The sequence below is a fragment of the Streptomyces sp. NPDC031132 genome (assembly GCF_055570595.1).
On sequence record NZ_JBVIGX010000034.1, the window covers coordinates 27,129 to 52,154 of the forward strand.

Genomic DNA, 25,026 nt, shown 5'->3' on the forward strand with positions numbered 1-25,026 from the left:
CGCCCGAACCCCTTACCCCTCCTTTGGTTGGAAGGACCCCCCCGCCCGCAAAAAGAGCTGGGGGGGCGCCCCCCCCCCCCCCCCCCCCCCCCCACACCTGTCTGCGGGTTCCCGTCTCGGCGGCACCCTTCTCGAGCCCGCGCGCACGTTCTGCGCAGAGCGTTCTTACCAGCCGTTCTGCGCAGGGCGGGGGTACTGGCGGCACTGTCCGGGACGGTGCGCCGGATGAGAGGCCGCGGACGTGAGTGGCGCGGATCCAGCGGTCCGTCCGGACGGGCGGCGGCTCTGTTCCGGCAAGGCCCGGAAGCGGAAGCGGGGAACCCGCCGCTGTGTATTCCCCACCGGCCGCAGCTGGACGGATGACCGGATTCCGTCTGTCGGACGGGGTGGCCGATTCTGAAGTCGGGGTGTTGCCGGGGAGTTGGCGCAGAGACATGATCACTCTTCATACCAGTCGATCCCGATCCGGGGTGCGGCTTGAGATGTGTGAATCCCTTTCAGGGCACACGAAGGGGCTTCACTCCAAAGGAGTTACGAGTTCATGCATAAACGTCGGGGATATCTCGCCCTCACCACGATGGCCGTGGTGATGTGCACCACGGTCCTCATGCCATCGGTGAGTCTGGCCGCCGGCCGCGACGACGGTGAGGGAAAGGAGGAATCGTACGCCGAGAGGCATGACCTTACGGTGGATGACGTCAGGGACATCAACGCGTTGAACGAGCGGGCTTTGGACCTGGGACTGCCCGCCAAGCCCCCGGGCGGATTACCGGCGGGTCCCGTCGAGTCCCTCAGGCCCTCCGCGTCGGCGGACGGTCGGGTGACCCCTCCGGCCGAGCCTCTCGGCAGGATGCCTGACGCGTACCGGGCCTACGGAGGCAGGGCCGCCACGGACATCGGCAACTACATACGCAAGTGGCAGCAGGTCTACAGCCGCCGCGACGGTGTGGCGCGGCAGATGAGCGAGGAACAGCGTGAGCAACTGTCGTACGGCTGTGTCGGAATCACCTGGGTCAACTCGGGACGCTATCCGACGAACAAATTGGCGTTCGCTTCCTTCGATGAGAGCAAGTACAACAGCGACCTGAGGAACACCGGCCCGCGGCCGGGCGAGACGCGGTCCGAATTCGAGGGGCGCGTCGCGAAGGGAAGCTTCGACGAGACGAAGGGCTTCAAGCGGGCTCGTGATGTGGCGTCCGTCATGAACAAGGCCCTGGAGAACTCCCACGACGTGGGAGCCTACGTGAACAACCTCAAGGCGGAGCTCGCCAAGAACGACGACCCGCTGCTGCGGGAGGACGACCGCTCGGTCTTTTATTCGGCTCTCAGCAGCACGCCGTCGTTCAGGGATCGGGATGGGGGGAACTACGACCCGTCCAGGATGAAGGCGGTCGTCTACTCGAAGCACTTCTGGAGCGGGCAGGATCCGAGGAATTCGTCCGACAAGCGGAAGTACGGCGACCCCGATGCCTTCCGCCCGGACCAGGCAACCGGTCTGGTCGACATGTCGGGGGACAGGAATGTCTCCCGCAGCCCCGCCGAGCCTGGCGAAGGCTATGTCAACTTCGACTACGGCTGGTTCGGTGATCAGACGGAACCGGATCCCAGGAAGACGGTGTGGACCCACGCCAACCACTACCACTCGCCCGAGGGCGGTATGGGTCCGATGAAGGTGTACGAGAGCGCCTTCCCCAACTGGTCCGCCGGGTACGCGGACTTCGACCGCGGGACCTACGTGGTCACGTTCATACCCAAGAGCTGGAACACCGCCCCCACCAAGGTGAAGCAGGGCTGGCCGTAACAGCCGCGGACGGCGGGCCGCCCTTCGGGACGGCCGCGGGGGGGGGGGGGGGGGGGGGGGGGGGGGGGGGGGGGGGGGGGGGGGGGGGGGGGGGGGGGGGGGGGGGGGCGGAGGGGGGGGGGGGGGGGCGGCGGGGTCGTGGTTATCGCCCCCCCCCCCCCCCCCCCAGCAGGCCGTTCTCGTACGCGATCACCACGAGCTCGGCCCGATCCCGGGCATCGGGCTCGGCGAGGATCCGGCCCACATGCGTCGGGGCCGCTCAATGCGTTCACCCACTGGAACCGTAGGAGCGCCAGAGCGAGGTTGGCCTGACGTAGCTGCTGCCGTTGAGGGGGAGGGTGGTTGCGGTATCTGAGGCTCGGTGAGCTGGGGTGTTGCAGGTCGTGTGAGAACGGCTTCTGCGGTGTCAGCCCGGGCCGTCGGCGCATGCTTCGAAGGCGATCGCTGGACCTGGTCCGGGTCCAGACCGTGATCCGACGTCGGCTGCGGTCGGGTCGGTGGCGACGGTATGGCGGCTACTGAAACGACACGGCTGGCACGCGGCCCGCTTGGAGTTCCTCAGAGCTGCGGACCGCCACCCAGGTCTTTTGCGATCAGGTCACCATGACTACCTGCGTACGAAGTCCGCGAGTAGGGACAGCCGTTCTTGCCCGCAGTTCAAGGGTGTGGAGTACCGCGTCGACGGCTTCGCGCTGGAGAGGACGGGCTTCCTCGGCCATCTCGGTATTGCCCCTGTCCGGTGTCGTCGGTCAAGCAATTCCCCGCCCAGAGTAGGCTCTCCAGGCCGGCGGCCACCTGGCTGCGGGGGTGCGGGTCGCTTACGGCTCCGCCGGGGTCGGGGCGGGGGGCCGCGCGGCCGGCAGTGCCTGCGGGCTTTCGCGCGGCCCGGGAGTCGGGGGTGTCGCTGCCTGAGGCACCCCATAGTCCGGTGGCCGGTCCCGCGTCGACGTCGGAGAGGGCATGGAGCCGGGAGCCTGCTCCAATGCCGGGTGATGCGGGCCCGGGGGCGTGACTCCCTCAACCCCGGGCGCGTTACCTCCGGGGCGCCATCGGACCGGGTGGCCGGCCCCGCATACGGCGTGCGGTCCGCCGACATCTGCGGCGCCAGGGGATCCGGCCGGCCCAGCATCACCCGCCAGGGGGTACAGCGCGTCGCCAACGATCTCGTCCACGAGGACCTGGCCGAATTCCGGCCCGACCCCGAGCATCGCGGCTCACCCCTCCTGACCCTCACCCCCAGAGGCCGGCGCGTACTGAAGAAGATCACAGCCCGGGCCGCCGAATCCCACCGCGCGCTGACCGCCGGCATCCCCGGCAGCGAGATCGCCGCGGCGCGCGCCCTGCTGCGCCGCCTCATCGATCAGGTGCACCGCAGTGAAGCCGACGGGCAGACCTCACCCGGGTGAACTGCCCCGATCGACTGGCCTGGACGCGAGCCGCCGTGCAGCCGTAGCCATCACGGAAGAGCGGCCGGAGCCTCGTAGGCCCGTCCGGCCAACCAGGTACTCAGTAGCGAGTCAGTGGAACCAGACGACAAGGCGTAGCTTCTCGGCTCCGTGGACTTCGCTGAGGATGCGATGCGCATGACGCTCCAGACCCGGCCCCAGTTGGTGTCGCTCCCTGCGGCTGAGGCACGGGTTCGTGTGCCTGAGGCGTCGGTTTCCTGCCAGTCGTGGTGTCCACCTCGGCCCAGGTCAGCCAGGTGGTCCGATGGACATCATGAGGGCTGCCGTAGCCGGCGAACACGCCTCGCAGCCCATCCGAGGCGTCGTCCGGAAGACCACGATCTTCTGCCAAGGGACGGAAGCAGAAGGAGTTGCGGATACCGAAGAGGCAGGCCAGGCTGTCGTAGGCGTTGTCCCTGTTGAGGAGCAAGAGATCAATGTCGAGCTCCCATACGGAGTCCTCATCGCCGGGTGCCATAGGCGGGCCCCGGCCGGCATTCGATCATTCCGCTGACGTCGGTCGACACAGAGAGATCCTGCCTGCGCAGGCCAGGAGCCGGCATCTCCTTCCGCGCGTGCGTCCGCGGCCCGGCTGAGACTCTGGCTCAGCCGGATCGAGTTCTTCAGGCACTGACGTCAGCGCGTTGCGGCCCAGGTCCAGGGTTGTCAGCCACTGGAGCTGGTGCCTCAGACACCCCCACCACGGCCCATGTTTCGCCGCCCGAGATCATTTGGGGAGACTCTTCGGGGGTCGCCGGACGGGCTGGGTTTCGCCCCTGAACGCCGAGCGCGCTGGGGCCAGCTCGGAGCTCTGGGGGCTGGGCCTGGATGTGTCGTCAGTGGCAGAACGAGGCCGCCGCTGGGGGTGTCCTGGTGCCGCAGGGCAGGAAGCGGCGGGGGGTGCTCGTGGTGCGGAGCGAGCGCGCGACTCCCAAGGTCGCGTCAAAATGACGTCGCTCCTCGTGTACAAGGCCAACCGTGTCCTGGTGGGGGAGCTGCAAGAGCCGGTAGAGGGTGAAGCCGCCGGGGTCCTCCAGCGCGGTGAGATACAGCTGGGTGTAGGTGAATCCGTACGGGTTGCGGGCCATCACCTGGTACCAGGCGCTGGCGAGCAGCATGCGGGCCAGGTCCTCCTCCTCGTCGTGGGCGCGGTCCATCACCAACGCACGGTTGTCGAGGTCGAGGCGGTGTACGGTCTCGCCAGGCGCGCGGCGAGCTCGCGGCCGACCGTGCGCATCATCGAGTGTTGTCGGTGCTCATGGACATGGATCTTTCCGCGATCAACGTGACCGCCGACATGCGCAGGCCTGACCGAGAAGTGATCATCCGCACCATGACCGGCCTCTCCCGTTGCGGCACGACCCAGTTCGGGGCGGTCATCGGCGACGACACCCAGACCGGCAACAACATCAGCATCGGGCCCGGCGTCACCATCGGCCGCCGCTGCCAGATCACCAACGGCGTGGCCCTGGCGATCCGCACCGTGCCGAGAGACTGCACCGTCACGGGCGGACCCGGACGCGGGTGCTGATGTTCTCGGAGAACACCTTGTCGCGGTCGATGCCGTCCTTGGCGAGGGCGTCGAGCTGGGACTGGAGTTCCTGGGCGAGCGTCGAGCAGCGGGCGTACCCGATGCGGATCCGCGATCGGGGTGTCCGGCGCGAGGGCGAGCGGGACCGGTGTGCCGGGGCGCCACGGCTGACCGGGCCCGCGGTCGGCAAGGGTGGGCACGCGCAGGAGCTTGGCGAGCCTGGGCACCTTGGTGAAGCGGCCGGTGTGGTAGGCGCCAGCGACCGCGCCGGAGCGCGAGCGGCACGGTGAGCCGGGTTCGGCCCGGCAGCGCGAGCAGGGGTGGCGCTCGACGTCGTCCGCGTCGCTCGGGGAGGCTGCTTGAGGGGCCGTCATGCCCCGGATGCCGGCCCCGGCTCCGCGTCGGCTCTTGCGGGTCATGAGTGCGGCTCTTGACCCTCACGTGACGTCAGGCTGCATAGTCGGTGCCGTGGAAGATCACTGGACCGTGGGGCGCGTGGCCGAGCTGGCTGACGTGAGCGTCCGCACGCTGCATCACTATGACGAGATCGGGCTCGTGCGTCCGTCGGCGCGGACCCCAGGTGGGTACCGGGCCTACTCGGCGGGTGACGTCGGGCGGCTGAGGGAAGTGCTGGCCTACCGGCGGCTGGGCTTCGGGTTGCGGGAGGTTGCGGAACTGGTCGGCGACTCGGCCACCGACGCGGTCGCGCACCTGCGCCGACTGCGTGGCCTGCTGCTGGAGCGGCGTGCTCGTGCTGACGCCATGGTGGCGGCCATTGACAGGGAACTCGAGGCACGGGCGAGGGGACTGAAGGTGACACCGGAGGAGCAACTGGGGATGCTCGGTGCACGGCTGTACGACGCGATCGGCGGCGCTTATACGGCGACGCGGCGTACCGAGCCGCGGATCGCAGCGCAGATCTTGGACGCGCTCGGGGACGCGCGGACGGTGCTGAACGTCGGGGCCGGCACCGGCTCCTACGAGCCGACTGATCGCGAGGTGACCGCGGTGGAGCCGTCGGAGGTCATGCGGCGTCAGCGGCCTGCCGGCTCGGCGCCGTGCGTGGCCGCCGCCGCGGAGAGCCTGCCGTTCGAGGACCAGTCCTTCGACGTCGCGATGGCCGTCTCCACTGTTCACCACTGGGGGGACCCGATAGCGGGGCTGCGCGAGATGCGGCGCGTGGCCCGCCGAGTGGTGGTGCTCACCTTCGACACCGACGAGCCCGGATGGCAGGACCGGTTCTGGCTTACCCGCGACTACCTGCCCGAGTTCGCCACCGTCCTCGCAGAATTTCCCTCCCTTGCTGGGATGGCCGAAGCGATTGGCGCCCGCGCTGAGCCGGTGCCCATCCCGTGGGACTGCGCTGACGGCCTGTTCGAGGCGTACTGGCGCAGACCGGGGGCGTATCTAGAGGAGCACGTCCGCCGTGCGATGTCGGTGTGGACGAGGGTCGGGCCGGACGCCGAGCAGCGGGCGGTGCGAAGCCTCCGCGACGACCTCGACTCCGGCCGGTGGGCTGAGCGCAACAGCGACCTCGCCCACCTCGACACGGCAGACCTCGGCCTCCGCCTGCTCATAGCTTGAATGGGCACCGGTTCCGGACTGCCCCGGATTACTCCTGCTAGCCGACCATGAACAACCTCAGCGGCACTTCCTGTACCGCAACTACGAGGTGGTCCATGACGTCTGCGCCGGCATGGCCGCAGAGGTGGCAGACGTCGGACTCGGCGAGGAGGCGGGCGCGCTGGTTGCGGTAGGCGTAGGTGGTGAGGTCGGTCCGCTTGGCCATGTCGCCTCCCCATCTGCGGGGTGCCGCCCGGGGCTCCCGTCCCGGGTGGCCGTACCCGCACCCATCCGCGCCGTGGTGGTCTGTGGTTCCGTCAGTAGGTGGGGCAGAGGTTGGTCTGTACGGCGGCGAGGATGAAGGCGGCCTTGGTGGGGCCGAAGCCGTCCGGGTGGTTGGGGCTGATGAAGCGCCGGTTGGTGGACTCGACACGCTTGGTCGGGTCCTTCTCGTCCTTCATGGACTGGCACTGACTCAGCCCGCGGCTGACGGCCTTGTCGTCCTTGCCGTTGACGATCTCGGGGTCGATCTTGTTGAGCGCGGCGAGGTAGATGGCGCGCTGCTTGGGGGCGGGGCTGGGCGGGATGCCGGCGGCTGCGGCTGCGGAGCTGAGCGCCTCGGGGGCGATGCTCGACTGCGATGCGGACGGCGAGGCGGCAACCTTGTCGTCGGGCTTGGGCTCGCTGGTGACGGCCTCGGAGCAGCCGGTGAGGGCGAGGAGGCAGGCGGCTAGGAGGGTGATGGTGTGGTGTGTGCGCATGGCGTCATGGTGTCGGCGCCGGGACCGGTGTGGGTGGGCTGTGGCTGATCTGTGACGCGCGAAAGCCCCGCACGTTGGCGGGGCTTCTGTGTCCGGGCACTGCTCCCCGCGCCCGCGGTGGATCTACCAAGCGGCCGCATGCGAGCCGATCAGCGTGCCCCCGCCTTCGCCGCCGGGCGTCGCCGCCGTCACCGGCCGGGCTCGCTACGCCGGCGGTGGTGTCCAGCAGTCGGGGCCGCCGCCGCGCCAGTCGACCAGGGCGGGGTCCGTGACGTCGAAGTCCTCGGCGTTCTCCATGCCCGTCGCGGCGAGGAAGACGGCGATGTCGCTGATTCGGTATGCCGTGCCCAGGCTCTGGCCCTCGTACCGCACCCGGCGCCATCCGCGGTGGTCCGGCGGATGGACGACCAGGCGGGGAGCAGGGGTCGGCGCGTCGGGTCCCGGGTCGTTTCCGGGGCAGGCGCTCGTCATGCCGCTCTCACCCAGGCCCTGGCCCTCGCCACGCGGCGGAGCTCGACCGGGCCGCCCGCCGTACGGGCCGGGCATGACCAGTACGGATGAGCGGCGAACGCGCGCGAGAGCGTGATCAGCCGTCGGCGGAGCGGGGGCGTGCCGGCGGTTGCGGGCCGCCGGGACAGTTCCCGGTAGGTACGGAGCCACTCGACCTGGAGGCAGACCAGGTCGTCGGGGAAGAAGGTGCACTGCATCCACTAATTCAAGCATGTGTTCGATTTGTGGCGCGAGGGGAGCGACGCAGGCCAAGGACGGGACGGATGTCGCGATCCACTGGACCTGTGAGGGCCGTGGCCCGGGACACGGACCCCATGGATCAGCTCTCGTCCCCCGTCTCACCGGCGCCCGCCGCCGCCGAGGTCCTGCGCGAGCGGTACACCCACCACCTGCCCGCCGCCCTCGGCGAGCTGACCGGCCCGACCCACGGAGTGGTGGAGCTGCCCCTGCACGTCGCCTGGTCCGGGCTGCGCGCGTACGACCTGGACCGGCCCCGGCAGCGGATGAGCCTGTACCGCACCGGCCAGCATTTTCGAGCCGGTTATCGAGGGCCCGCAGGAGGACTGGGAGCAGCACCTCGAGGAGGTCGAGGCGCGGACGGTGCCCGGGGAACTGGCCGAACTCCTGGAGCAGGTCGGGGAACAGCTGAACGTGCTGGTACGGCAGGCGCCGATGGCCGCGCTCAAGGCTGTGGCGGCATTGGAGACGGTGACCCGGCGGGTGGCCCGGGAGGCCGCCTACATGGCTGAGGCCGATGAGCTGTCCTGGGAGTCGATCGGAACTGCCCTGGGGCTCACCGAAGACGCAGCCCGCTCCCGCCTGACGCACTACGCATTGCGGCCCTGACCTGCCGAGGGCCGTAGCGGGCTGGCGCTGCCGGGGCGCTGCCAACGTTGGGGGCAGGCCGGCCGAGCCGCAGGCCGGTGGGTCGTACTACGACGAGGTCACCGTCACCGACGCGTCCCGCCTCGACATCGACCACATGGTGCCGCTCGCGGCGGCTTGGGATTTGGTGCCGGCGCGTGGACGGCGAAGCAGCGTGAGGTGTACGCCAATGACCAGGGCCAGCTGGCCTCGCTGGTGGCGGTGACGGCGGCCACCAACCGTGGCAAGGGGGGATGAGGATCCGGCGCAGTGGCTGCCGCCGGCGCCGGATGCGCTGTGCCGGTACGGGGCGGAGTGGACGGCGACCAAGCTGCGCTGGGGCCTGGCGGCGGACGGTGCGGAGCGGGAGCGGCTGCTGGATATCGCGGCGGGCTGTGGCGGCACGGAGGTGGAGTTAACCCCCGCTCCTTAGACCGAGACGCTGCCGTGCAGGGTCGAGCTGAGCGATCAGTTCAGCGATTGGCAGAACCGTGGGACCCCTCTGGTGGTCTCGCGGCGCCGCGGCGGAGGCACGCAAGGTGAGTGCCCCGCCGCCGCACGTACGGGTGCTTTTACCAGTCGAGCTCGAGGCGGAGCTGGGGCAGGCGGGCGAGTGTGAATTCGACCTGGGCCAGATCGTCCCTGGTGAGGTGGTCGACAGGGTCCCCGATCACGTACCGGGAGTCGATGTGGGGGCGGGCTGGCGGGCAGACCGCGAACCCGGCCGGGCCGCCGCTCGCTGCTGGCGGGGATGGTTCCGGTGGTGGCGGGGGAGGGCCGGGTAACCTCGCGGAGGCGGGCCTGATCGCTGGGGTGGACCGGGAGTCGAGGGCCCTGGCTGCGTGCCCGCCGGGGTGGTGTGTCAGAGCATGGCGAGCCGGTTCACCAGCAGCTCCACCCTCGACTCGGTGTGCTCCGGCGGCAGCCGTCCCGCCCGGGTCAGGGTCGCGACGCCGTGCAGGGCCGCCCAGAACGTCTCGGTGAACAGTCCCGGGTGGACGCCGTCCCCGGCGACCTCGCCGAGGCTTTCCAGCAGGGCGGCGAAAGCGTCCTTGAGCGGTTCCGGGGTGTCCTCTTGTGCGTACGCGAGACCGCCGTCGAGCTGGAAGATGGCGTCGTAGACCGCCGGATGGCGTTCAGCGAAGTCGAGGTAGGCGCGGGCAAGGGCGGCAACCCGCTCGCGCGGGCTGTTCGCTCTGAATGCCGCGGCACGCACCGCCGCGGCCAACTCGGTGGCGCCCTCGAGGGCGACGGCGCCGATGATCTCGCGCTTGCCGCGGAAATGGCTGTAGAGGACGGGCTGGCTGTACTCGATGTGCTCGGCGAGCCGGCGGGTGGTGACCGCGTCCCAACCCTGCTGCTCGGCGAGTTCGCGGGCCGTCGCCACGATGAGGCGCTCGCGGTCCGCCCGTTCGCGCTGCTTGCGTTCCTGTACCGACATGATTCGATCCTAGCACCGCTAGACAATCGAGCGACAGCAGTACTAGCGTTGCCTCATCAGCTAGCAGCGCTAGATCCCTGGGAGGGGCATCATGCTCAATGCACTCGAGGCGTTCACCACCGTGGCCGTCGGCCTGATGGTGGGGGTGGAGTTCTCCGTCGCCTTCGTCATGAACCCGATCTTCAGCGCCCTCCCCGACGACGCAGGCCAGCAGGCCCGCAGCCACGGGGGCCGGATGCTCGGCGCCGTGATGCCGGTCTGGTACATCGGCTCGCTCATCCTCGTCGCGGTCTGGGCGATCGCCGGATGGGATCACGACCGCGCAGGCCTCGTCGTCACCGCCGGTGCGCTGCTGATCCTCAGCGTGATCATGTCGCTCCTGCTGCTCGTACCGATCAACAACCGGAGCAAGACGTGGACCCCCGAGAACCGGCCCGCCGACTGGAAGGAGCAAGGGGACCGCTGGGACCGATACCACTACGTCCGCGTCGCCGTCATCATCGCCGCGTTCACCCTGCTGGTCGCCGCGCTCACCTGATACCACCGCTGCTTCGGCAGGCCGGATAGGTGAAAGGAGGGGCGGCCGTGTGCCGCGCCTCTTGTGTGACCAATGGGGGTTAATGGGCAGCTCTGCGGGCTGGCCCGCCCCCTATGTGCCCTTCGGGCACTGGTGGGCAAAAGAGCTGCTCTTCGGGCAGGTCGCTTCGCTCCTGGGCCCCTTTGAAGGCGCTTCGCGCCGGGGTGGCTACTGAGGCCTCCCTCCAGGAAGCAGCCGGTGTGCCGCCCTCCCGCAACGGCAGGCTCCGCTCCGCTCCACCCTGACGTCGCCGGCCCTGGCCCGCCCCCCTTGCCGGGCGTGGCGGCCTGCCGGTGCGAGAGGTCTCCGCAGCGTTCACCGAGTTCGCCCGGGCTCGGCCTGGACCCGAAGTGGTGAATGGCGGCGGTCGCCGGGCTGGAGGCCGCCTTGGGGGACACCCTGGTCAAGGCGGGCGCGGCGAGGGGCCGGGCCTTGGCGTACACGTTGATCGGGGGCACCCGCACGACAGTGAATGGCATAGAGACGGTCCTGCTGCGCGCCGAGACCCGAAGTCGATCTGGGCCCGTATCCGCGGGGGCGGCAGATCTGGGAGGTTCCGAGGACCGCGCCCCAGTCACCGCGTCCCGCCCCCTTTGCCGGGCGCGGCGCCCTGCCCGTCTTGTCGAGAATGCCGCTTCTATCCGGAATATTGCTTTTGTCAAGTCCCGAGATGTTGTGGCATGACGTGGCTTACGTGGCGGGGCTTACTTGAGGAACGGGTTCACGCGGGCAGAGGGCTCGACCCCCACTTAAGGAGACTTTTATGATTCGCACTTCTCGGAAGCAGCGTCTGGTGATGCTCGGCGTCTCGACCGCCCTGACCGCTGGTGCCGCGCTGCTGCCCACGAGTGCGTTTGCCGCCCCCGCGAACTCCCACACCGGTGCCGTGATCTCGACGTACGGCGACCACGGCAAGAATCACCACGGCAACAAGGGTGACGGCAAGAAGAAGGGCGACAAGAGGGGCAACCAGGCCCGGGACATCGAGAACATGCCCGGCTGCAAGTTCGTCAGCAAGAAGGTCTACTGCGAGTTCAAGCCGGAGACCAAGCCGGCGACGAAGCCGGACTTCAAGGACCCTGAGACGGGGGCAGACACCCGGGGCAAGGTCCCCTCTGGCCTCTGACCGCCACACGGACAACGGCAAGGGGCAGGCGTCCGCATGGACACCTGCCCCTTGCCGCGTCGGCGGGCGACCACCGTGCCCCGTTTCCTCGGGTGCCGGCGGCCAGTCGATGGGCGAGGGGGGTTTTACCGGAACCTGCTGCTACGCCGCGCTTGGTTGTCCGTGGGCCGCTGTCGATGGTCAGTGAGTCTGCGCATTCGTCGGGGTCCTGACCTGGGGTTGTGCAGGTTGGTTGAGCAAGTCATGGCTGTGCTGACTTACTGGAACTGTGCAGAACACGGGTGCGCCGGCCGTCTGACCTGTGGACTGTCCAGCTCGGGGCTGGGTTGTGCAGGTGGGTTGAGTACGGCGCAGATTCACTGGTTCTTGGTATGTGGCGGGTGTTTGCTGCTTGCTGTGGTTCGTGGGTGTTGTTGGCGGAGTGGAGTGGATGGCCAGGGTGGGCCGGGCCGCGGTCGTGAACTGGCGTCGCCGACACGACGACTTCCTGGACCCGGCGGCTGGCAGGGACGTCCGCCGCACGGGGCCGGAGGTTAGTACTCCGCAACAAGCCGATCCCGGCCCGGTGACGAATCACATCCGGCCATCGCCCCGGCGGGATCCCGGGGGCTACGGTCTGCGCGACGGCGGAACTCGCAGAGGGAGAAGACCATGAGAGCGGTACGGGGGCAGGCGGCCATGGCCGTCCTCGCGGTGTGCGGGATGCTGGCGCTGAGCGCCTGTCAGAACGGCGACGACCAGGCCGCCGCACCGGACGCGAAGCCCAGTGCGGCCGCACCGGCGGCGCCCACCGCCACGACCGCCGTGCCGGCCCCCTCGAAGACCGGCGCGGCGCCCCAGCCCTCGGCGACCGCCACCCCGGCGGGGAAGAATCCCCCTGCCCCGGCTCCGCCCTCCGCGCCGGCCTGCGGCGCCGACCACAGGATGCCGGTCTCGCCCGACACGATCGCCGTGCACCGCTACACGCCCGAGGGCGGCATGACCAGCCTCATCGTCCAGCACGGCACGTACGGCTGCCCCGGGCGCTTCGAACCGTCGGGCCCGTGGACGTACATCCCGATCTCGGAGAAGGCCAAGATCACCGCGACGGCGCCGATCCTCGGACCCTCGACGGTGATGGGCAAGCCCATCTCCACCAGCGAGCTGACCTCCTGGCTGGACACCCACCCGGACAAGGGCCTCCCCTTCCGCTACCACCTGAACGCGGAAGGGGTCATCGACACCCTCGACGAGATCTACGTGAAGTAGCCCGCTGGCGCCGCCTACCAGATGGAGTCGACCCACTCCGGGTGGTCGATGAACGGGTTGCGGTTGTGCTGGTAGGTGTCGTAGATGACCTGGTTGCGGCGCTGCTCGAAGGCGTCCGGCGGGTCCATCTGGTTCACTGCGTCAGCTTCAGCAGGCTGATGCGGCCGAAGAGCGGGGCGGTGCCGTTGTTGACCTTGTCGTTCATCTCCAGGTCGGGGAAGCCGTCCCCGACCTCGTAAGCGCACGGCCATGTAGAGCAGCATCCGCGCGACCTCGCCCTTGACCGCGTCGCGCGGCTCGAAGGAGTCGGCGTCTGGTGCAGCTGCCGGGGGCCTGGCGACCGGGCTCCCGCCCATGTCGAAGTCCTTGTTGCCGCGGGTGCTGTTGACCGGCACGTCCTCGGGAGGCAGGTGGTGCAGGCCGGTGCCGGGCCGGTGGCGGTGCCGAAGCCCAGCGTGCTGGGGGGATTACTGCCGGGTCGCCTACCGGGTTATCGGCCATGCTCGCGAGCTCCAGCTCCTCGCCCCTGGCGTCCTTGATGGCCTGCTGGCATACCCAGTCGTAGCCGGGGGGCGCCCCTATCCCCTTCGTCAAGCGATCGTGATGATGACGGGCAGGGCGGATGAGGATCAGAGCTTGGGTCGTGAGAGCCGCCTGGGGTGGTCGCAGCTGCACTTCGCGGCGGATGAGCAGGATGCCGCGGCTGTCGGCTCTGGCCCGGCGGGGGCGGGTCGGCCTTGCGTGTGCGGCACTTGCGCGTAGCGCGGGGCTGCACCCCCTTCCGCCACCTGCGAGAGGTACCGTGACAGGGGTTCGGCGGACGGGTTGACGGCAGATGCTCCGTTCCGGCTCGTCTCGCCCCTCACACGCCCTGACCAGCCATCCCCCCCCCGGCTGGGTCAGGGCCGGCCCCGACCGGCCTCTCCCCCCCCCAGGCCGGTCGGGGCCTCATTCGTGCGTATTCCGCGCTCCCTGCACAGGCTCTCGGACGAGGCGGGCGCCGATACCCGTCGGGCCCCGCGTGTGGTGCGGGTGCACGCCGGGCAGCGCCTTGATCGCAAACGTTGGTGATCGGTCTGCCGTACCTCTGCACGAGCCCGCGAAGGTCAGACGGCCTGGCCGGCTGTGACGCTCAAAACGGGCAAGGGTGACGGCCGGTCACAGCGAGCACGATGGCGTGGAGGGCCAGGCCGAGCGCGCCGAGCCGGTCTTCGCAGGCCCGTCGATTCCGCTGGCCTCCGGTGGCATGCACAACGCCCGGGACGCAGACTGGGTGATACCGCCCGGTAATGCGAAGAGCCGTATCATCGCCGGGCCAGGGCAGCCTCCACAAGAGCAAAGGAGGACCTGATGAGCCGCATCTTTGCTTCTCGCTGGGCCAGCATCCCCGTGGCTGCCGGAGCCGCAGTGCTGTTCACCCTCGCCGCCGCGCCCACCCCGCCGCCAAGGCCAACGAATGCCACGGGCTGGGTGATTTTCACGGCCGACTCGCCGGCGGGCGAGTCCAAGACCGTCGAGGTAAAGGATCCCCCGCTTGGCCGCTGTTACACCGTGGCCGATGTGGCCCCTGATCTTGAAGGCGCCGTCCTCCGGAACGTCAACAACCACACCAACGCGGCCTCCGTGGCGTACGAAAGCTCCTCGTGCACAGGAGACGGTGCGGAGCTGGGATCCTATACGAAGTACTACCACCCGAACGGCTTCGGCAGCTTCGTTGTCGTCAGGGTGACTCAATAGCTGATGATCCTGGTCGAGTGATCAGGTGGTGCTCGGCGCAGGCGGCCCTCGAAGATGATCTGGAACCAGAGGCGTCTGTTCCGCCCCCTGTGAGGTCACGGAGTACGACGCCGACCGCTCCCTGGCGCGTGTACGGGGCCGTCGGTCCGGCACCGGCTGCTGATGCGCAAGGCCGGCCGTGATGCCACCCTCACCATTGCGGCCTCGGCGTTCTCGATCTCTATCAGTGGACCTCCTTCGAGTTCGGTGGGCCTGGCGGCTCGCGCCCTTCATACCTTTGAATGCCGGGGGTTGCGGTTATCTGACGCGGCGATATACCTTCAGGCCGGGATACTCAACTATCCCGAGCTCTGGGGGTATTGATGCTGCAGATCACGCTGAGCGGGCGCAACTCGCTCGACCCGGTGACCTGTCCGATGGGGCGGTCGTGGAACGGCTACGTCCCGAACATGAGCGAAGAGGACATCTACCGGATCAACCGTGGTCGGTGGGTCCTTGGAGCTCCCGCAGACCGGGAGCGGTACGCCTTGTTCGTCGCCGACGGCATCGTCAGGACGGCTGTGGAGATTGATCGTATTCGTGCTTCCAACGGTACGGACGAGCGAGACGAGGACGGGAGGCGCTGCATCGAGGGGTCGATCCTCCCGGAAGGGCACCCTGTGCGGTTGGCATACGTGGGCAAGCCGGCGCCTGTGACCGGCCTGCGCAACCCGATCAAGTACGTCTCCTCGGCGCTCGACGGGGGAGTGTGTGGGTGTGGGTGCGGGGAAGCGGTGCCGCTGCAGCGTGAGTTCGTGGCAGGGCATGATCAGCGGGCAATCCACGAGCGGATCGCCCGGATCGGCACGGTCGCACAGTTCCTTCACTGGTTCGATGAGCGCTGCCCTCGGCCCTGACGCAAAGTAAGCCCGACCAGAATCCGGGCGGAGTGAACGGCGATCAAACTCCGGCGGGGTCCGGTGGCAGACGGGGGCGGCAGCTGGAACTTGCTCGAGGCGGGCCAGCTCACCTCGGTGACGGAACCGCTCGGTGCCACCACCCGGTTCATTCTGGATCGCCGGGGTCTTCCCCTCGAGGTCACCGATCCACTGGGTGCCACGGACCGATTCGAACACGACGCGTTCGGCCGCATGGTCCGAATCACCGACGCTCTCGGCGCCCAGACGCGATTCGAGTGGACGGTCGAGGGCTGGCCATCCCGGCGCACGGCGCCCGACGGCACGGTGGAGTCCTGGACGTACGACGGCGAGGGCAATTGCCTCAGCCACACCGACTCGATGGGCGGCACGACCCTCTTCGCGTACACGGACTTCGACCTGCTGACGGCCCGCACCGGCCCGGATGGCATTCGCCACGAATTCTCCTACGACACCAACCTCCGGCTCACGCGGGTGACCAATCCGCAGGGTCTGACCTGGGACTACGCCTACGACGCGGCAGGCCGACTGGTCACGGAGACGGACTTCGACGGCCGGGTCCTGCGCTACGACTACGACACGTCGGGCCGTCTGGCCACCCGGGCGAACGGCCTGGGCCAGCGCATCGGCTTCGCGCACAACGCCCTCGGACAGGTGATCCGCAAGGAGGTCGAAGGCAGCGGCGTCACCACATTCGAATACGACATCTTCGACGAGCTCGTGGTGGCCGCCGGCCCGGACGCCGGACTGGAACGCCTGCGGGACCGCTACGGCCGTCTGCAGTCCGAACAGGTCAACGGCCGGACGCTGACATACACGTATGACGAACTGGGCCGCAGGGTCGGGAGGACGACGCCCGGCGGTGCGGTCAGTGAATGGTCGTACGACACAGCGGGCCGCAATACGAAGCTCACTACGTCCGGGCGCGATATCGCCTTCTCCTTTGACGCCCTGGGCCGTGAGGTGGGGCGCACGGTATCGGACTTCGTGTCACTGACATCGTCGTTCGACGAGATGAACCGTTTGACGGCCCAGGACGTCACGTCCGGGGGCCGTGGTCTCCAGCACCGCGCGTACGACTATGGCGCGGGCGGCGGTCTCGTCGGCATCAGAGACGCACTCTCCGGTACCCGCGGCTTCGACGTGGACTCGGCCGGTCGCGTCACGGCCGTCCATGCGCGGGGCTGGACCGAGCGGTACGCCTACGACGACGCCGGAAACCAGACGGAGGCCTCGTGGCCGGCGACCCACCCGTCGCACTCCGCTACGGGTTCCCGCACCTACGAGGGCACTCGGATCGCCAGCGCGGGTGCCGTTCGCTACGAACACGACGGCCAGGGCAGAGTTGTCCTGCGCCAGAGGACCCGGCTCTCCCGAAAGCCCGACACTTGGCGCTACGAATGGGACGCGGAAGACCGCCTCACCGCGGTCACGACACCGGACGGCACGATCTGGCGGTACGCGTACGACCCCCTGGGCCGACGAATATCCAAGCAGTCCCCTTCCGAGACCGTCCACTTCACCTGGGACGGCACGACCCTCTGCGAACAGACGACTGAAAACGTCGTCCTGACCTGGGACCACGTAGGCCAGCGGCCCCTGTCCCAGACGGAACGCCGCACGGACACGGACGACGAACGCTTCTTTGCCATCGTCACCGACCTGATCGGCACCCCGACCGAACTGGTCGACGAATACGGTGACTTGGTCTGGCGAACCCGCACCACACTCTGGGGCACGACGACGTGGAACCGCGACGCCACGGCATACACCCCGCTCCGCTTCCCAGGCCAGTACTTCGATCCCGAATCGGGCCTCCACTACAACTACTTCCGCTACTACGACCCGGAATCGGCCCGATACCTCAGCCAGGACCCCCTCGGTCTCGGCCCAGCTGACAACCCGGTCACGTACGTCCACAACCCACACACGTGGAGCGACCCGCTCGGGCTCAGTCCCTGTCCGCCCCGGATCCAGGATGGAGGCTGGGACCTCCGTGGGGATGAAAACCCGCTGAGCATCATTCCGAAGGACGCCGTGCAGGAACCGTGGAGAGCGATCCCGGGCGGTGTCGAGCACGGTATCAAGTGGAAGTGGGCGGACGATGTCACAGGTAGGACGGTGCGTATGCGCGTGCACGGGCCTGACCTCGGCCCAAACGCTGGCCCCAACGCCAGCAGTGGCCCCATCTATCGCATCGAGATCGGGAATCAATTCCAGGACGTGACGGGTCAGCTCTACCACAGGAAAATCGGGAACCCGAGTAGCCCGAACATATGATGAAACGGCGATCAACGATACCCACATTCCGTGGCCCAGCCACCTTCCGGTACCATATCCACACTGATCTGGAAAGCAGGACCTATGGAAAGTAAGTATTACGTCGATTTCCTCCGGGATCTTCTGAGTCGCGATGAAGCGGTGCGCACGGAGGCGAGTGACCGCGTTCAGGACTTCGTGCACCTGCTGTCCGCCACTCAGGCCAGAGTGGTAGGCGACCTGATTGCCATGCTGGCCCCGCACGAAGAGTCCCGAGTGGCCCTGGAAGCCCTCCTGCACGCGCTGTCCGATCTCGACGGGTGCGGGAAGCTCGAAGGTGTCGATCTCTCGCCTCTGGGAGCAATTCCGGAATCCGTGATCCATGTGGAACACCGCGAGTACATGGATGATTTCGCCCAGCACATCGCGGGGGCGAGTGGCAGCACCGCAGAGTGAGCGTGCACATACGCTCGCCTGAAGGTCGTAGCAGATCCGAGGCGACCATCCATCACAGCGTCACCCTAGATACAACGGGACCGGCATAATTCCCACGGGGTGCATATCGAGGACATACGGCTCGGACGGTCCTGTCGTCCGGGCCCCTTGACTCTGAAACGGTTCCCCACGATGAAGGAGCGTCGCCCAGAGGGGAGTACCAGAACTGGTGCTCTGGTTCGATGCCGGGGTGACAGAGGGGGTCGGGCCGGGGACGGCGCTGAGGTGGTCGACGAGGCTGGCCGGCATCGTCATGGCGACACGGTAGGGGGGCGCCCCTGCACCGATCGGATGGCGTGCCAGATCGAAGTTCTGATGACACCCGGATTGGGGACTGCCTTCCCACGACAGGCTGGGGACCACGGTCGCTCTCCGATTACATGTCCGCCTGCCGTAGCTATACGAGAACAGGGCCCTGACCAACTGCTGCGGCCCGATGCGGAGTGCAGTGCGGACCGGCTGTTCTGCCACACACTTCGGCCGCGGCCGGGACCAGCACCTGATGGTCCCGGGCTGGCCGTACTCGTTCGTCGCCGCGCTCGAATCGGGCCGCATCTCCTGGTGCCAGCTGCTGGACGCCGTGCGGCTCGGCCCCGAGGACGACGTCGCCGAAGTACCGCCCGCCAGGTCCGCCGGGTGGTCGAGGACCTCGTCGCTGGCGGTCGGTGGTCCTGCGCCGCCGCCCCGGCCGGCGGGACGAGCGAAGGCCCCGCCTGCAACCGCAGGCGGGGCCTTCGTCATGCCGTGCTCGCGGACCGGGTCCCGGCCGCGGGGGCTGCGGACCGCGCGCGGGGCCGTCAGGGAGCGGCGACGTACACGACCTGGCTCACGGCGTTCTCGAACTGCGGCGCGCCGGTGTAGGTCGCACGCCAGTAACCCGCCCCTGCCTGCGAGACGGTGGTGGAGAAGGCGTAGCCCTCACCGTTCCACCTGGCGTCCGGCACGGTGGCAACGGTGGTCCAGCCGCCCTTGCCGGTGGCGGAGTACTGGATGTTCACCGGGATCGTGCCCGGCGTCGAGTTGCCTTCGAACCCCATGCTGCCGCCGACCTCCACGGTCGCGGCATCGGAGCGGGTCGCGGTGAGGGACCGGAACGCGGCGGGCTGCACGACCATGATGTCGACGCTCGCCTGGGCGTCGGCCAGGAACAGGTCGTCGCTGTGCCAGCCGACCGCGATCGAGGAGTTGCTCCAGAGCGGCTGGGTCGCCGGGAAGAGCGCGTTGCCGCCGGCGTCCGTGGTGCGCTGGACGAAGTCGCCGAAGGAGTTGGAGCCCATCGTCTTGCCGGCCAGCGGCTGCCAGCCGGTGGGCGAGTTCCAGAGCAGGGTGGCGCTGGTCGAGTTCACCGTGCCCTTGAACGGGACCTTCCGCTCGCTCGGGGTCTCGACGATCTTGGTGGCGGTCTTTTTCACCGTGATCGGGAAGGTCTTCGAGGAGGACTGGTTGTAGAAGAGGTGGTTCGGGTCGTACTGGAAGGCCGCCTCGATGCTGTTCTGGTATTGGTCGGTGACCGGGAGCGTGGCGGAGAAGCTGCCGTCCGCCGCGGTCGTCACCTCCGCGTACTCCATGTACGAGTTGACCGCCACGGTCAGCCCGCCCATCGGGGTGATGGCGCCGGAACCCGGCCACTGGCCCATCAGGTGACCGCTGATGGTGACGCTGCGGTGCTGGTAGTCGACCGTGGTGCGGTCGACCTTCGTGTCCTTCAGGTTCGTCTGCACGGCGTAGTAGAAATAGCCCACGCCGGCGGCGGAAAGCGTGTCGCCGCCCTCGTCGGAGGCCGACACGTCTATGCGGTAGCTGCCCAGGTCCGGCAACTGGATGCGCCCGCGGTTCTTCCACGTACCGTTCTCGGCGGTGCCGGAGGTCAGACCGAAGTTCCCCACCGTGGCCACGGTCTGCTGGGTTTCCATCGAGTACAGGCTGACCTTGACGTTCTTGACGGCGCTCGGCGCGGTCAAGGACAGGACGATCTTGCCGTTGTTGGTCCAGTCGTTGTGAGCTTCCTGGACCGTGATGCCGGTGACTCCGCTGTCCGCGTGCGCGGCCGTGGTGCCGCCCAGTACGAGACTCCCGGCGGCCAGTGCTGCGGCGCAGGCCAGCAGGGCACGACGAGTTGCCATTGTTCCCCCCTTGTAAACCGCTGTGTCGCCGACTGGCGATCAGCAGACGGACGCTACCAGCACCCCCCGCCTCGTCCTCCAACGGGATATGCGGGTCGGCGGCCACCCCGGCGCCTGGCGGCCGGCGGCATCTTGGCCTTGGCCGTCGCTGTCGAGGAGGCCGGGCAGGTCGTCGGGTACGTGGCGGGTCTGTGCGGTGTCGAGTACGCGGCGGACCGTCTTGGGGGCGATCTTGTACTCGCGGGCGAGGGCCTTCACAGCGGCGCCCTCGCGGTACGCCTCCAGTGGAACGACTCCCGAACTCATCGACAGCTACTCCTGGCCGAGTAGGCGGTAGGCGGTCCGTACGGACGGGCGCCCGCGTTCTTCCCCCTGGAGATCGTGAGCCGCTGCGCGATGTCGGGAACGGGTACGCCTTGGGTGTGCAGGAGCTTGGCAAGGGTGGTCCTCGTCGGTGACGCAGGGGCATCCGCCGTGACGGCCGGCCTTGCGGGCGCCCTCCTGGCCTTCGAGGGTCCGGCCGCGGATGTAGTCGCGCTCGGACTCGGCCATGGCGGCCGCGATGCCGTTTCGGCCGTTCCGCGCTGGGTCGGGTCAGTGGCCGTAGGTCTGCTGGCACGGTGCGGTGATGGCGGGGCTGGTCACACCAGCTTGCGCGGTAGAGGTCGGTCATGTCGGCGGTCTCGGAGGCGCGGTGGTGTGCGCTGGCCCTCGGGATGACGCTGCCCGGCGGTGACTTCTCGTTCGGCGGCGGATAGCTCGCCTCGACCGTGCCACCTACCCAGCGGCGCGCCCCGACTGCGCGTGGGCGCCTCGGTGAACGTCCCGTACGCCTCGGCCTGCTCATCAGTCAGAAACTCCACCGGCACGAGGCGGACCGTAGCCAGCGGCGGCACCCACCCGCCGATCTTTCGTGAACCCCGCGCAAGGCCGCAGAACGGTGTGCTAGTCGACCAAGATCGATCTCACCGGGATTCCTGTACCCCAACTACTCACACCCGCGGTCCCAGCACCCTCCGCCCACCCACAGGCCCCGGCGACGTACTCGAGCCCGCCGGGTCAGATATGGTCTCAGCAGCCCGTTCAGCGGCTGTGGGACCTCACGCAGCACGCACTGCCTGGTCGTCGCACGTAGGGGCTGGTCCGTGCCCAAGTGGGCGTCGCATGGTGCTCACGGCCGAAGTCTCGCCGGCCACCTGACGACGTGTCTGACCAGGGCACACATCGATTTCTCCCCCTCGATCAAGGGCCTGCGGGAAATTCAGGGCTTAGTTTCACCCTCCGTATATCGCGCACCTTCTCTCGAATTTTTTCAAGATCTTTTTATCAAGGGCCGAACGCGATGAACTCTCCCCCCGCCCGACAACGTTGAGCATGTGGATGAGTACCCTCCGGCCTCGAGTGTGATGTCGCCCCGCATTCCCACCCCCGATAACGCCGGGGCTGCCAGGTAGAGTTATGACATCTCCATCGGATGGTCGAGGAAGACCAGGAGCACCTCGCTTCTGGCACCTGGGCTTCCCAGGTCCACCCGAAGGAGAATCGCATGTCGGATACGCCGAACCCCCTTGGCCGCAAGCCGAAGGAGGACCCGCCTGACCCGGAGGACTCCGGAACGGAGCGGTCGGTCGAATCCAAGAACGAGAGCGGGCCGAAGCGGCTCGGGGGGAGCTTCCTCAACGGCGTCGCCGAGGGGGTGGGGACGGTCGTGGGCACGCTGCTCGCGGGCGCCATCATCGCCGGCCTCGTCGCCGGAGGGGTTATCGCCGGAACGCAGAACGGCCCGCACCAGGGAGGTGGGGCCGCTGTAACTAACTGCATCTAGCTGTATGAGAAGCCGTCCGGTCAAGGTTGGTCGCCAGGTGCCGGGCGGTTTTCTCATGTCCGGAGATCGCTCTCCACGCGGGTTGAACCAGCCCCAATAGTTGCGGCCGCCTCAGCCCTTTGACTCTTAAGGCTAACATCGGCTGACTGTGGCGTAGGTCACAAGGGCAGTGCTGGCGCGTTAACAACGCCCCGTTTCTGGCGCACACCGACACCCTCCACCACCCAACCTGGGGCTCCCCGCCGGACCGCCCCGATTGCTACCGAGCAGCCGTGGCGCACGGTGTGGTAGCGGCCGGCGAGCTGGCGGCGCATCTGCGCCTCGGACTTGCCGTCGCCAGGCGGGGCGGCAGCAGCACGCCCAGGAGCGCGGCGGCGGCCTCGACCTCCTCACGCGGGCCGACCCCGCCTCCAGTGCCTGCCACATCGCCGCCGGGTCCAGGTCGGCACCGGCCTCGGCAACCCGATTCTCAACTGGCCGTCGGAGCCCCGGCTTCGGCCTGCCGGGCGCGCCTCTGCGCGCGTACGCCAGTGCCAGGCCTGTCCAGGCCCGACCAGTCCGGCTCGTCCCCGGGGTCCTTCGTCGCCACCTTGGTCACCTGCAGCCCGGCGGCCCGGCCCCGGGTGTGCTGGCTCGTATCGCACGTCAGCAACCGAACGTCGCGGCCGGCCAGGCCCTGGATGGCCACCGTCCGGTCGATGATCTCGACATCGGGGCGGTCCAAGCGCACGTGGCCGGGGGGATCGAGGACGATCTCCACGTTGACCCTGCCGCGGGTCTCGCCGTCCTGAACGGTGTCCTCCCCCACGTGCAGGACCCCGTGGGTGCCGCCGTTGAGGGCCCCGTCGAGGAGACCGAGCGTGTGGGCGGCACGCCAGCGGGCCCGCTGCTTGCTGGCGTCCTTGAGGTCGTCCAGCTCGTCCACCACCACGATGGGGAACAGTAGGCGCACGAACTGCCAGCGCGGCACGTCGAGGACCTCGTGCAGGTCGACGTCGGCCAGCTTCACCGCGTTCTGGATGTAGAAGCTGGAGTCGGCCACGACGAACACCTCCCGCTGGCTCCACCGGCCGATCTGCGTATCCAGCGCGGCCAAGGCCGCCGCGACCGCCTCGATCCGTTCGGCGACCTCAAGCTGCACCAGGCCGTTCACGAGGCGCTGCTGGGCGGTCCCGGCGAGCGTGCCGCAGCTGCCCAGCAGCGCCCGGTAGCGGTCGGTGAACACGAGTTGGTCGAGGTCCCGGTCGCTGATCTGGGAGCGCAGCACCCGCGCGGACTCCGTGGCCCACTCCAGATACGTCAGCAGCCCGTCGAAGGCGCTGCCGTACTGCCGCTGCTGCAGGTTCATCGCCGTGGTGTGGACGCTACTGAGGGCCTGGCGGATGTTCTTCCGATCTGCGCCAGGGCGCGGTGTGATGAGCATGCGGTGATCCTGCCAGCGCGTCCGCTGGTGCGCCTTGGTTTTGTTCACCGGTTCCCCGGCGGGCAGACGTGCACGACTTCGGGAAGTACCCCGCCCGGGCTGTGGTCGATGTTCACCGCCGCACCGCAGCTCCCAAAGGGGGGAGGCGCGGTGTGGCGGCCAGAGTGTTCCACCCCGGCGTGTGCCAATGATCAGATGACCAGGACGCCCCCCCTTCACCCGACTCCGCCGGAACGCGTCCCGGCATGCCGCGCGACGCCGCCTGAGGAACCGGCGTCGTAGCGCCGCAGGCATGGGATCCGAAGTGGCCCGTCCTCCCGTCTCTCCCTGCTGCTCCTGAGCCTGCCAGGGTTGGCAGCTGTGGCCGCCCTGCTCTTCACCTGGCTCCAGGTGAGCCAGACCAGCAAGGAACTGCGGATCTCCGAGGAGGGCCAGATCACCAACCGCTTCAACGCGGCCATCGGCAACCTGGGATCGGGCTCCATTGACGTGCGGCTGGGCGGGATCTATGCCTTGGAACGCATCATGAACGACTCTCCTCGCGACCAGGCCACCGCGGTGTCAGTGCTGTCCGCGTACGTCCACCGTCACGCCCCGATTCCCACAGCCGCGCCGATGGCCGACGTCAGCGCGGCGATGAACGTGCTGGTGCGGCGGCGCCCGGAGAGCGACCAGGGGTTGGAACTGGACCTGAGCCGCACCGATCTACGGGGCTGGAAGCCCGCGCATCTTCAGCGCCCTCCCCGACGACGCTGGCCAGCAGGCCAGCAGGCCAGCAGGCCCGCAGCCACGGGGGCCGGATGCTCGGCGCCGTGATGCCGGTCTGGTACATCGGCTCGCTCATCCTCGTCGCGGTCTGGGCGATCGCCGGATGGGATCACGACGGCACCGGCCTCGTCGTCACCGCCGGCGCGCTGCTGATCGTCAGCGTGATCATGTCGATCCTGCTGCTCGTCCCGATCAACAACCGCGGCGAGGCGTGGACCCCCGAGAACCGGCCCGAGGACGCGGCGGTGGTGCCCTGGCGCCGCCAGCATGCAGACTTCCCCGCCTCGGCCAGGCGGCACGGATATGCACCCGAGTTCGAACGGGGCCCGGTTGTGGCCTGGCTGGTGGCCAACGACAACGTCGCCGGCACCGCCCCGGTCGGCGGCATTCAAGCAGTTACGCACGGCGGGGGAGCAGGCCGGATTCGAACCGGCGTCATCCCCTCCTGACAAGAGGGCGCGTCTACCTCTGCGCTACAGCTCCCCCGCCGCGGTACGCGCACCCTATGCGCTCCAGCCAGGACCCGCGTAGCGGTTTTTCGAGCCTGCGGTCCGCAGCCTTGCAGCGGACGGCAACAGCCGCGGGACGTCCAGGCGGTCGCATACCGGCATC

At 68.7% G+C, this 25,026-nt stretch carries 25 protein-coding genes, 1 tRNA gene and 5 pseudogenes; 18 read left to right on the forward strand and 13 right to left on the reverse strand.

What is annotated here, in order from left to right:
* Positions 1 to 541: 541 nt before the first annotated feature.
* Positions 542 to 1,801, forward strand: coding sequence for a protein-glutamine gamma-glutamyltransferase (locus tag ACZ49B_RS32345; RefSeq protein ID WP_468312866.1), 1,260 nt, complete (start codon positions 542 to 544; stop codon positions 1,799 to 1,801).
* 1,058 nt (positions 1,802 to 2,859) lie between these two features.
* Complete coding sequence (locus ACZ49B_RS32350; protein WP_468312869.1) at positions 2,860 to 3,207, forward strand: hypothetical protein; 348 nt, start codon at positions 2,860 to 2,862, stop codon at positions 3,205 to 3,207.
* 875 nt (positions 3,208 to 4,082) lie between these two features.
* On the opposite strand, the gene ACZ49B_RS32355 is transcribed toward ACZ49B_RS32350, so the two are convergent.
* Complete coding sequence (locus ACZ49B_RS32355) at positions 4,083 to 4,406, reverse strand: hypothetical protein (RefSeq protein WP_468312872.1); 324 nt, start codon at positions 4,404 to 4,406, stop codon at positions 4,083 to 4,085.
* A 92-nt stretch (positions 4,407 to 4,498) separates the two neighbouring features.
* Between ACZ49B_RS32355 and ACZ49B_RS32360 the strand changes: the two genes are divergently transcribed.
* The gene (locus tag ACZ49B_RS32360) at positions 4,499 to 4,777 is read left to right on the forward strand and encodes an LbetaH domain-containing protein (RefSeq protein ID WP_468312963.1); all 279 of its coding nucleotides are present in this window, start codon (positions 4,499 to 4,501) and stop codon (positions 4,775 to 4,777) included.
* Here ACZ49B_RS32360 and ACZ49B_RS32365 read toward each other — a convergent pair.
* Positions 4,749 to 4,967: a hypothetical protein gene (locus ACZ49B_RS32365; RefSeq protein ID WP_468312874.1), complete on the reverse strand. Its 219-nt coding sequence runs from the start codon at positions 4,965 to 4,967 to the stop codon at positions 4,749 to 4,751. The genes ACZ49B_RS32360 and ACZ49B_RS32365 overlap by 29 nt on opposite strands.
* Positions 4,968 to 5,034: 67 nt before the next feature.
* Positions 5,035 to 5,196: pseudogene (locus tag ACZ49B_RS32370) on the reverse strand (zinc finger domain-containing protein); the annotation flags it as partial.
* A gap of 67 nt (positions 5,197 to 5,263) precedes the next feature.
* Between ACZ49B_RS32370 and ACZ49B_RS32375 the strand changes: the two are divergent.
* A complete protein-coding gene (locus ACZ49B_RS32375) occupies positions 5,264 to 6,361 on the forward strand; it encodes a MerR family transcriptional regulator (RefSeq protein ID WP_468312966.1) in 1,098 nt (365 codons plus the stop codon).
* A 37-nt stretch (positions 6,362 to 6,398) separates the two neighbouring features.
* Here the strand turns inward: ACZ49B_RS32375 and ACZ49B_RS32380 are convergent, their stop codons facing one another.
* From ACZ49B_RS32380 to ACZ49B_RS32395, 4 genes are all read right to left on the reverse strand, one after another.
* The gene (locus tag ACZ49B_RS32380) at positions 6,399 to 6,566 is read right to left on the reverse strand and encodes a hypothetical protein (RefSeq protein WP_468312877.1); all 168 of its coding nucleotides are present in this window, start codon (positions 6,564 to 6,566) and stop codon (positions 6,399 to 6,401) included.
* A 91-nt stretch (positions 6,567 to 6,657) separates the two neighbouring features.
* Positions 6,658 to 7,101 (reverse strand): DUF732 domain-containing protein, encoded by a 444-nt coding sequence (locus ACZ49B_RS32385; RefSeq protein WP_468312880.1) that lies wholly within the window; start codon positions 7,099 to 7,101, stop codon positions 6,658 to 6,660.
* Positions 7,102 to 7,305: 204 nt separating this feature from the next.
* Positions 7,306 to 7,572 carry a hypothetical protein gene (locus tag ACZ49B_RS32390; RefSeq protein WP_468312882.1) on the reverse strand — a complete coding sequence of 89 codons (267 nt, stop codon included), beginning with the start codon at positions 7,570 to 7,572 and terminating at the stop codon, positions 7,306 to 7,308.
* Positions 7,569 to 7,808, reverse strand: coding sequence for a hypothetical protein (locus ACZ49B_RS32395; RefSeq protein ID WP_468312885.1), 240 nt, complete (start codon positions 7,806 to 7,808; stop codon positions 7,569 to 7,571). Before ACZ49B_RS32395 ends, ACZ49B_RS32390 begins: the two co-directional genes overlap by 4 nt.
* A 117-nt stretch (positions 7,809 to 7,925) precedes the next feature.
* Here ACZ49B_RS32395 and ACZ49B_RS32400 point away from each other — a divergent pair.
* The 3 genes and pseudogenes from ACZ49B_RS32400 to ACZ49B_RS32410 all read left to right on the forward strand — a co-directional run.
* Positions 7,926 to 8,132: pseudogene (locus ACZ49B_RS32400) on the forward strand (hypothetical protein); the annotation flags it as partial.
* Between the two features lie 79 nt (positions 8,133 to 8,211).
* Complete coding sequence (locus ACZ49B_RS32405) at positions 8,212 to 8,457, forward strand: hypothetical protein (RefSeq protein WP_468312973.1); 246 nt, start codon at positions 8,212 to 8,214, stop codon at positions 8,455 to 8,457.
* An 82-nt stretch (positions 8,458 to 8,539) separates the two neighbouring features.
* Positions 8,540 to 8,908 (forward strand): annotated as a pseudogene (locus ACZ49B_RS32410) (GmrSD restriction endonuclease domain-containing protein); the annotation flags it as partial.
* Positions 8,909 to 9,337: 429 nt separating this feature from the next.
* Here ACZ49B_RS32410 and ACZ49B_RS32415 read toward each other — a convergent pair.
* On the reverse strand, positions 9,338 to 9,916 hold the full coding sequence (locus ACZ49B_RS32415; protein ID WP_468312887.1) for a TetR/AcrR family transcriptional regulator: 579 nt from the start codon (positions 9,914 to 9,916) through the stop codon (positions 9,338 to 9,340).
* Between the two features lie 91 nt (positions 9,917 to 10,007).
* Between ACZ49B_RS32415 and ACZ49B_RS32420 the strand changes: the two genes are divergently transcribed.
* From ACZ49B_RS32420 to ACZ49B_RS32430, 3 genes are all read left to right on the forward strand, one after another.
* Positions 10,008 to 10,454 carry an anthrone oxygenase family protein gene (locus tag ACZ49B_RS32420; protein WP_468312890.1) on the forward strand — a complete coding sequence of 149 codons (447 nt, stop codon included), beginning with the start codon at positions 10,008 to 10,010 and terminating at the stop codon, positions 10,452 to 10,454.
* Between the two features lie 802 nt (positions 10,455 to 11,256).
* Complete coding sequence (locus ACZ49B_RS32425) at positions 11,257 to 11,619, forward strand: hypothetical protein (protein ID WP_468312892.1); 363 nt, start codon at positions 11,257 to 11,259, stop codon at positions 11,617 to 11,619.
* Between the two features lie 651 nt (positions 11,620 to 12,270).
* Positions 12,271 to 12,867: a hypothetical protein gene (locus tag ACZ49B_RS32430; RefSeq protein WP_468312895.1), complete on the forward strand. Its 597-nt coding sequence runs from the start codon at positions 12,271 to 12,273 to the stop codon at positions 12,865 to 12,867.
* 14 nt (positions 12,868 to 12,881) lie between these two features.
* Here the strand turns inward: ACZ49B_RS32430 and ACZ49B_RS32435 are convergent, their stop codons facing one another.
* Positions 12,882 to 13,262 carry an endonuclease gene (locus tag ACZ49B_RS32435; protein WP_468312897.1) on the reverse strand — a complete coding sequence of 127 codons (381 nt, stop codon included), beginning with the start codon at positions 13,260 to 13,262 and terminating at the stop codon, positions 12,882 to 12,884.
* 955 nt (positions 13,263 to 14,217) lie between these two features.
* Between ACZ49B_RS32435 and ACZ49B_RS32440 the strand changes: the two genes are divergently transcribed.
* From ACZ49B_RS32440 to ACZ49B_RS32460, 5 genes and pseudogenes are all read left to right on the forward strand, one after another.
* A complete protein-coding gene (locus ACZ49B_RS32440) occupies positions 14,218 to 14,604 on the forward strand; it encodes a hypothetical protein (protein WP_468312900.1) in 387 nt (128 codons plus the stop codon).
* Between the two features lie 362 nt (positions 14,605 to 14,966).
* Entirely contained in the window at positions 14,967 to 15,500 is a 534-nt protein-coding gene (locus ACZ49B_RS32445) for a hypothetical protein (RefSeq protein ID WP_468312902.1), read from the forward strand.
* 96 nt (positions 15,501 to 15,596) lie between these two features.
* Positions 15,597 to 17,801: pseudogene (locus tag ACZ49B_RS32450) on the forward strand (polymorphic toxin type 30 domain-containing protein); the annotation flags it as partial.
* A gap of 84 nt (positions 17,802 to 17,885) precedes the next feature.
* Entirely contained in the window at positions 17,886 to 18,236 is a 351-nt protein-coding gene (locus ACZ49B_RS32455) for a hypothetical protein (protein ID WP_468312905.1), read from the forward strand.
* A 465-nt stretch (positions 18,237 to 18,701) separates the two neighbouring features.
* A pseudogene (locus ACZ49B_RS32460) lies at positions 18,702 to 18,944 on the forward strand (transposase); the annotation flags it as partial.
* Positions 18,945 to 19,072: 128 nt separating this feature from the next.
* Here the strand turns inward: ACZ49B_RS32460 and ACZ49B_RS32465 are convergent.
* Positions 19,073 to 20,398 carry a hypothetical protein gene (locus ACZ49B_RS32465; protein ID WP_468312909.1) on the reverse strand — a complete coding sequence of 442 codons (1,326 nt, stop codon included), beginning with the start codon at positions 20,396 to 20,398 and terminating at the stop codon, positions 19,073 to 19,075.
* 39 nt (positions 20,399 to 20,437) lie between these two features.
* Positions 20,438 to 20,704, reverse strand: a complete 267-nt coding sequence (locus ACZ49B_RS32470) for a hypothetical protein (RefSeq protein WP_468312912.1) — start codon at positions 20,702 to 20,704, stop codon at positions 20,438 to 20,440.
* A gap of 1,240 nt (positions 20,705 to 21,944) precedes the next feature.
* On the opposite strand from ACZ49B_RS32470, the gene ACZ49B_RS32475 reads away from it, so the two are divergent.
* Positions 21,945 to 22,223: a hypothetical protein gene (locus ACZ49B_RS32475; RefSeq protein ID WP_468312914.1), complete on the forward strand. Its 279-nt coding sequence runs from the start codon at positions 21,945 to 21,947 to the stop codon at positions 22,221 to 22,223.
* Positions 22,224 to 22,692: 469 nt separating this feature from the next.
* Here ACZ49B_RS32475 and ACZ49B_RS32480 read toward each other — a convergent pair whose 3' ends face one another.
* Positions 22,693 to 23,646, reverse strand: coding sequence for a PIN domain-containing protein (locus ACZ49B_RS32480; RefSeq protein WP_468312916.1), 954 nt, complete (start codon positions 23,644 to 23,646; stop codon positions 22,693 to 22,695).
* Positions 23,647 to 24,006: 360 nt separating this feature from the next.
* Between ACZ49B_RS32480 and ACZ49B_RS32485 the strand changes: the two genes are divergently transcribed.
* Entirely contained in the window at positions 24,007 to 24,462 is a 456-nt protein-coding gene (locus ACZ49B_RS32485; protein WP_468312919.1) for a hypothetical protein, read from the forward strand.
* The gene (locus ACZ49B_RS32490) at positions 24,462 to 24,863 is read left to right on the forward strand and encodes an anthrone oxygenase family protein (RefSeq protein ID WP_468312970.1); all 402 of its coding nucleotides are present in this window, start codon (positions 24,462 to 24,464) and stop codon (positions 24,861 to 24,863) included. The genes ACZ49B_RS32485 and ACZ49B_RS32490 overlap by 1 nt, the downstream gene beginning before the upstream one ends.
* Here the strand turns inward: ACZ49B_RS32490 and ACZ49B_RS32495 are convergent.
* Positions 24,824 to 24,897 (reverse strand) — tRNA-Asp (locus tag ACZ49B_RS32495). The two genes, ACZ49B_RS32490 and ACZ49B_RS32495, sit on opposite strands and share 40 nt — an antisense overlap.
* Positions 24,898 to 25,026: the final 129 nt, after the last annotated feature.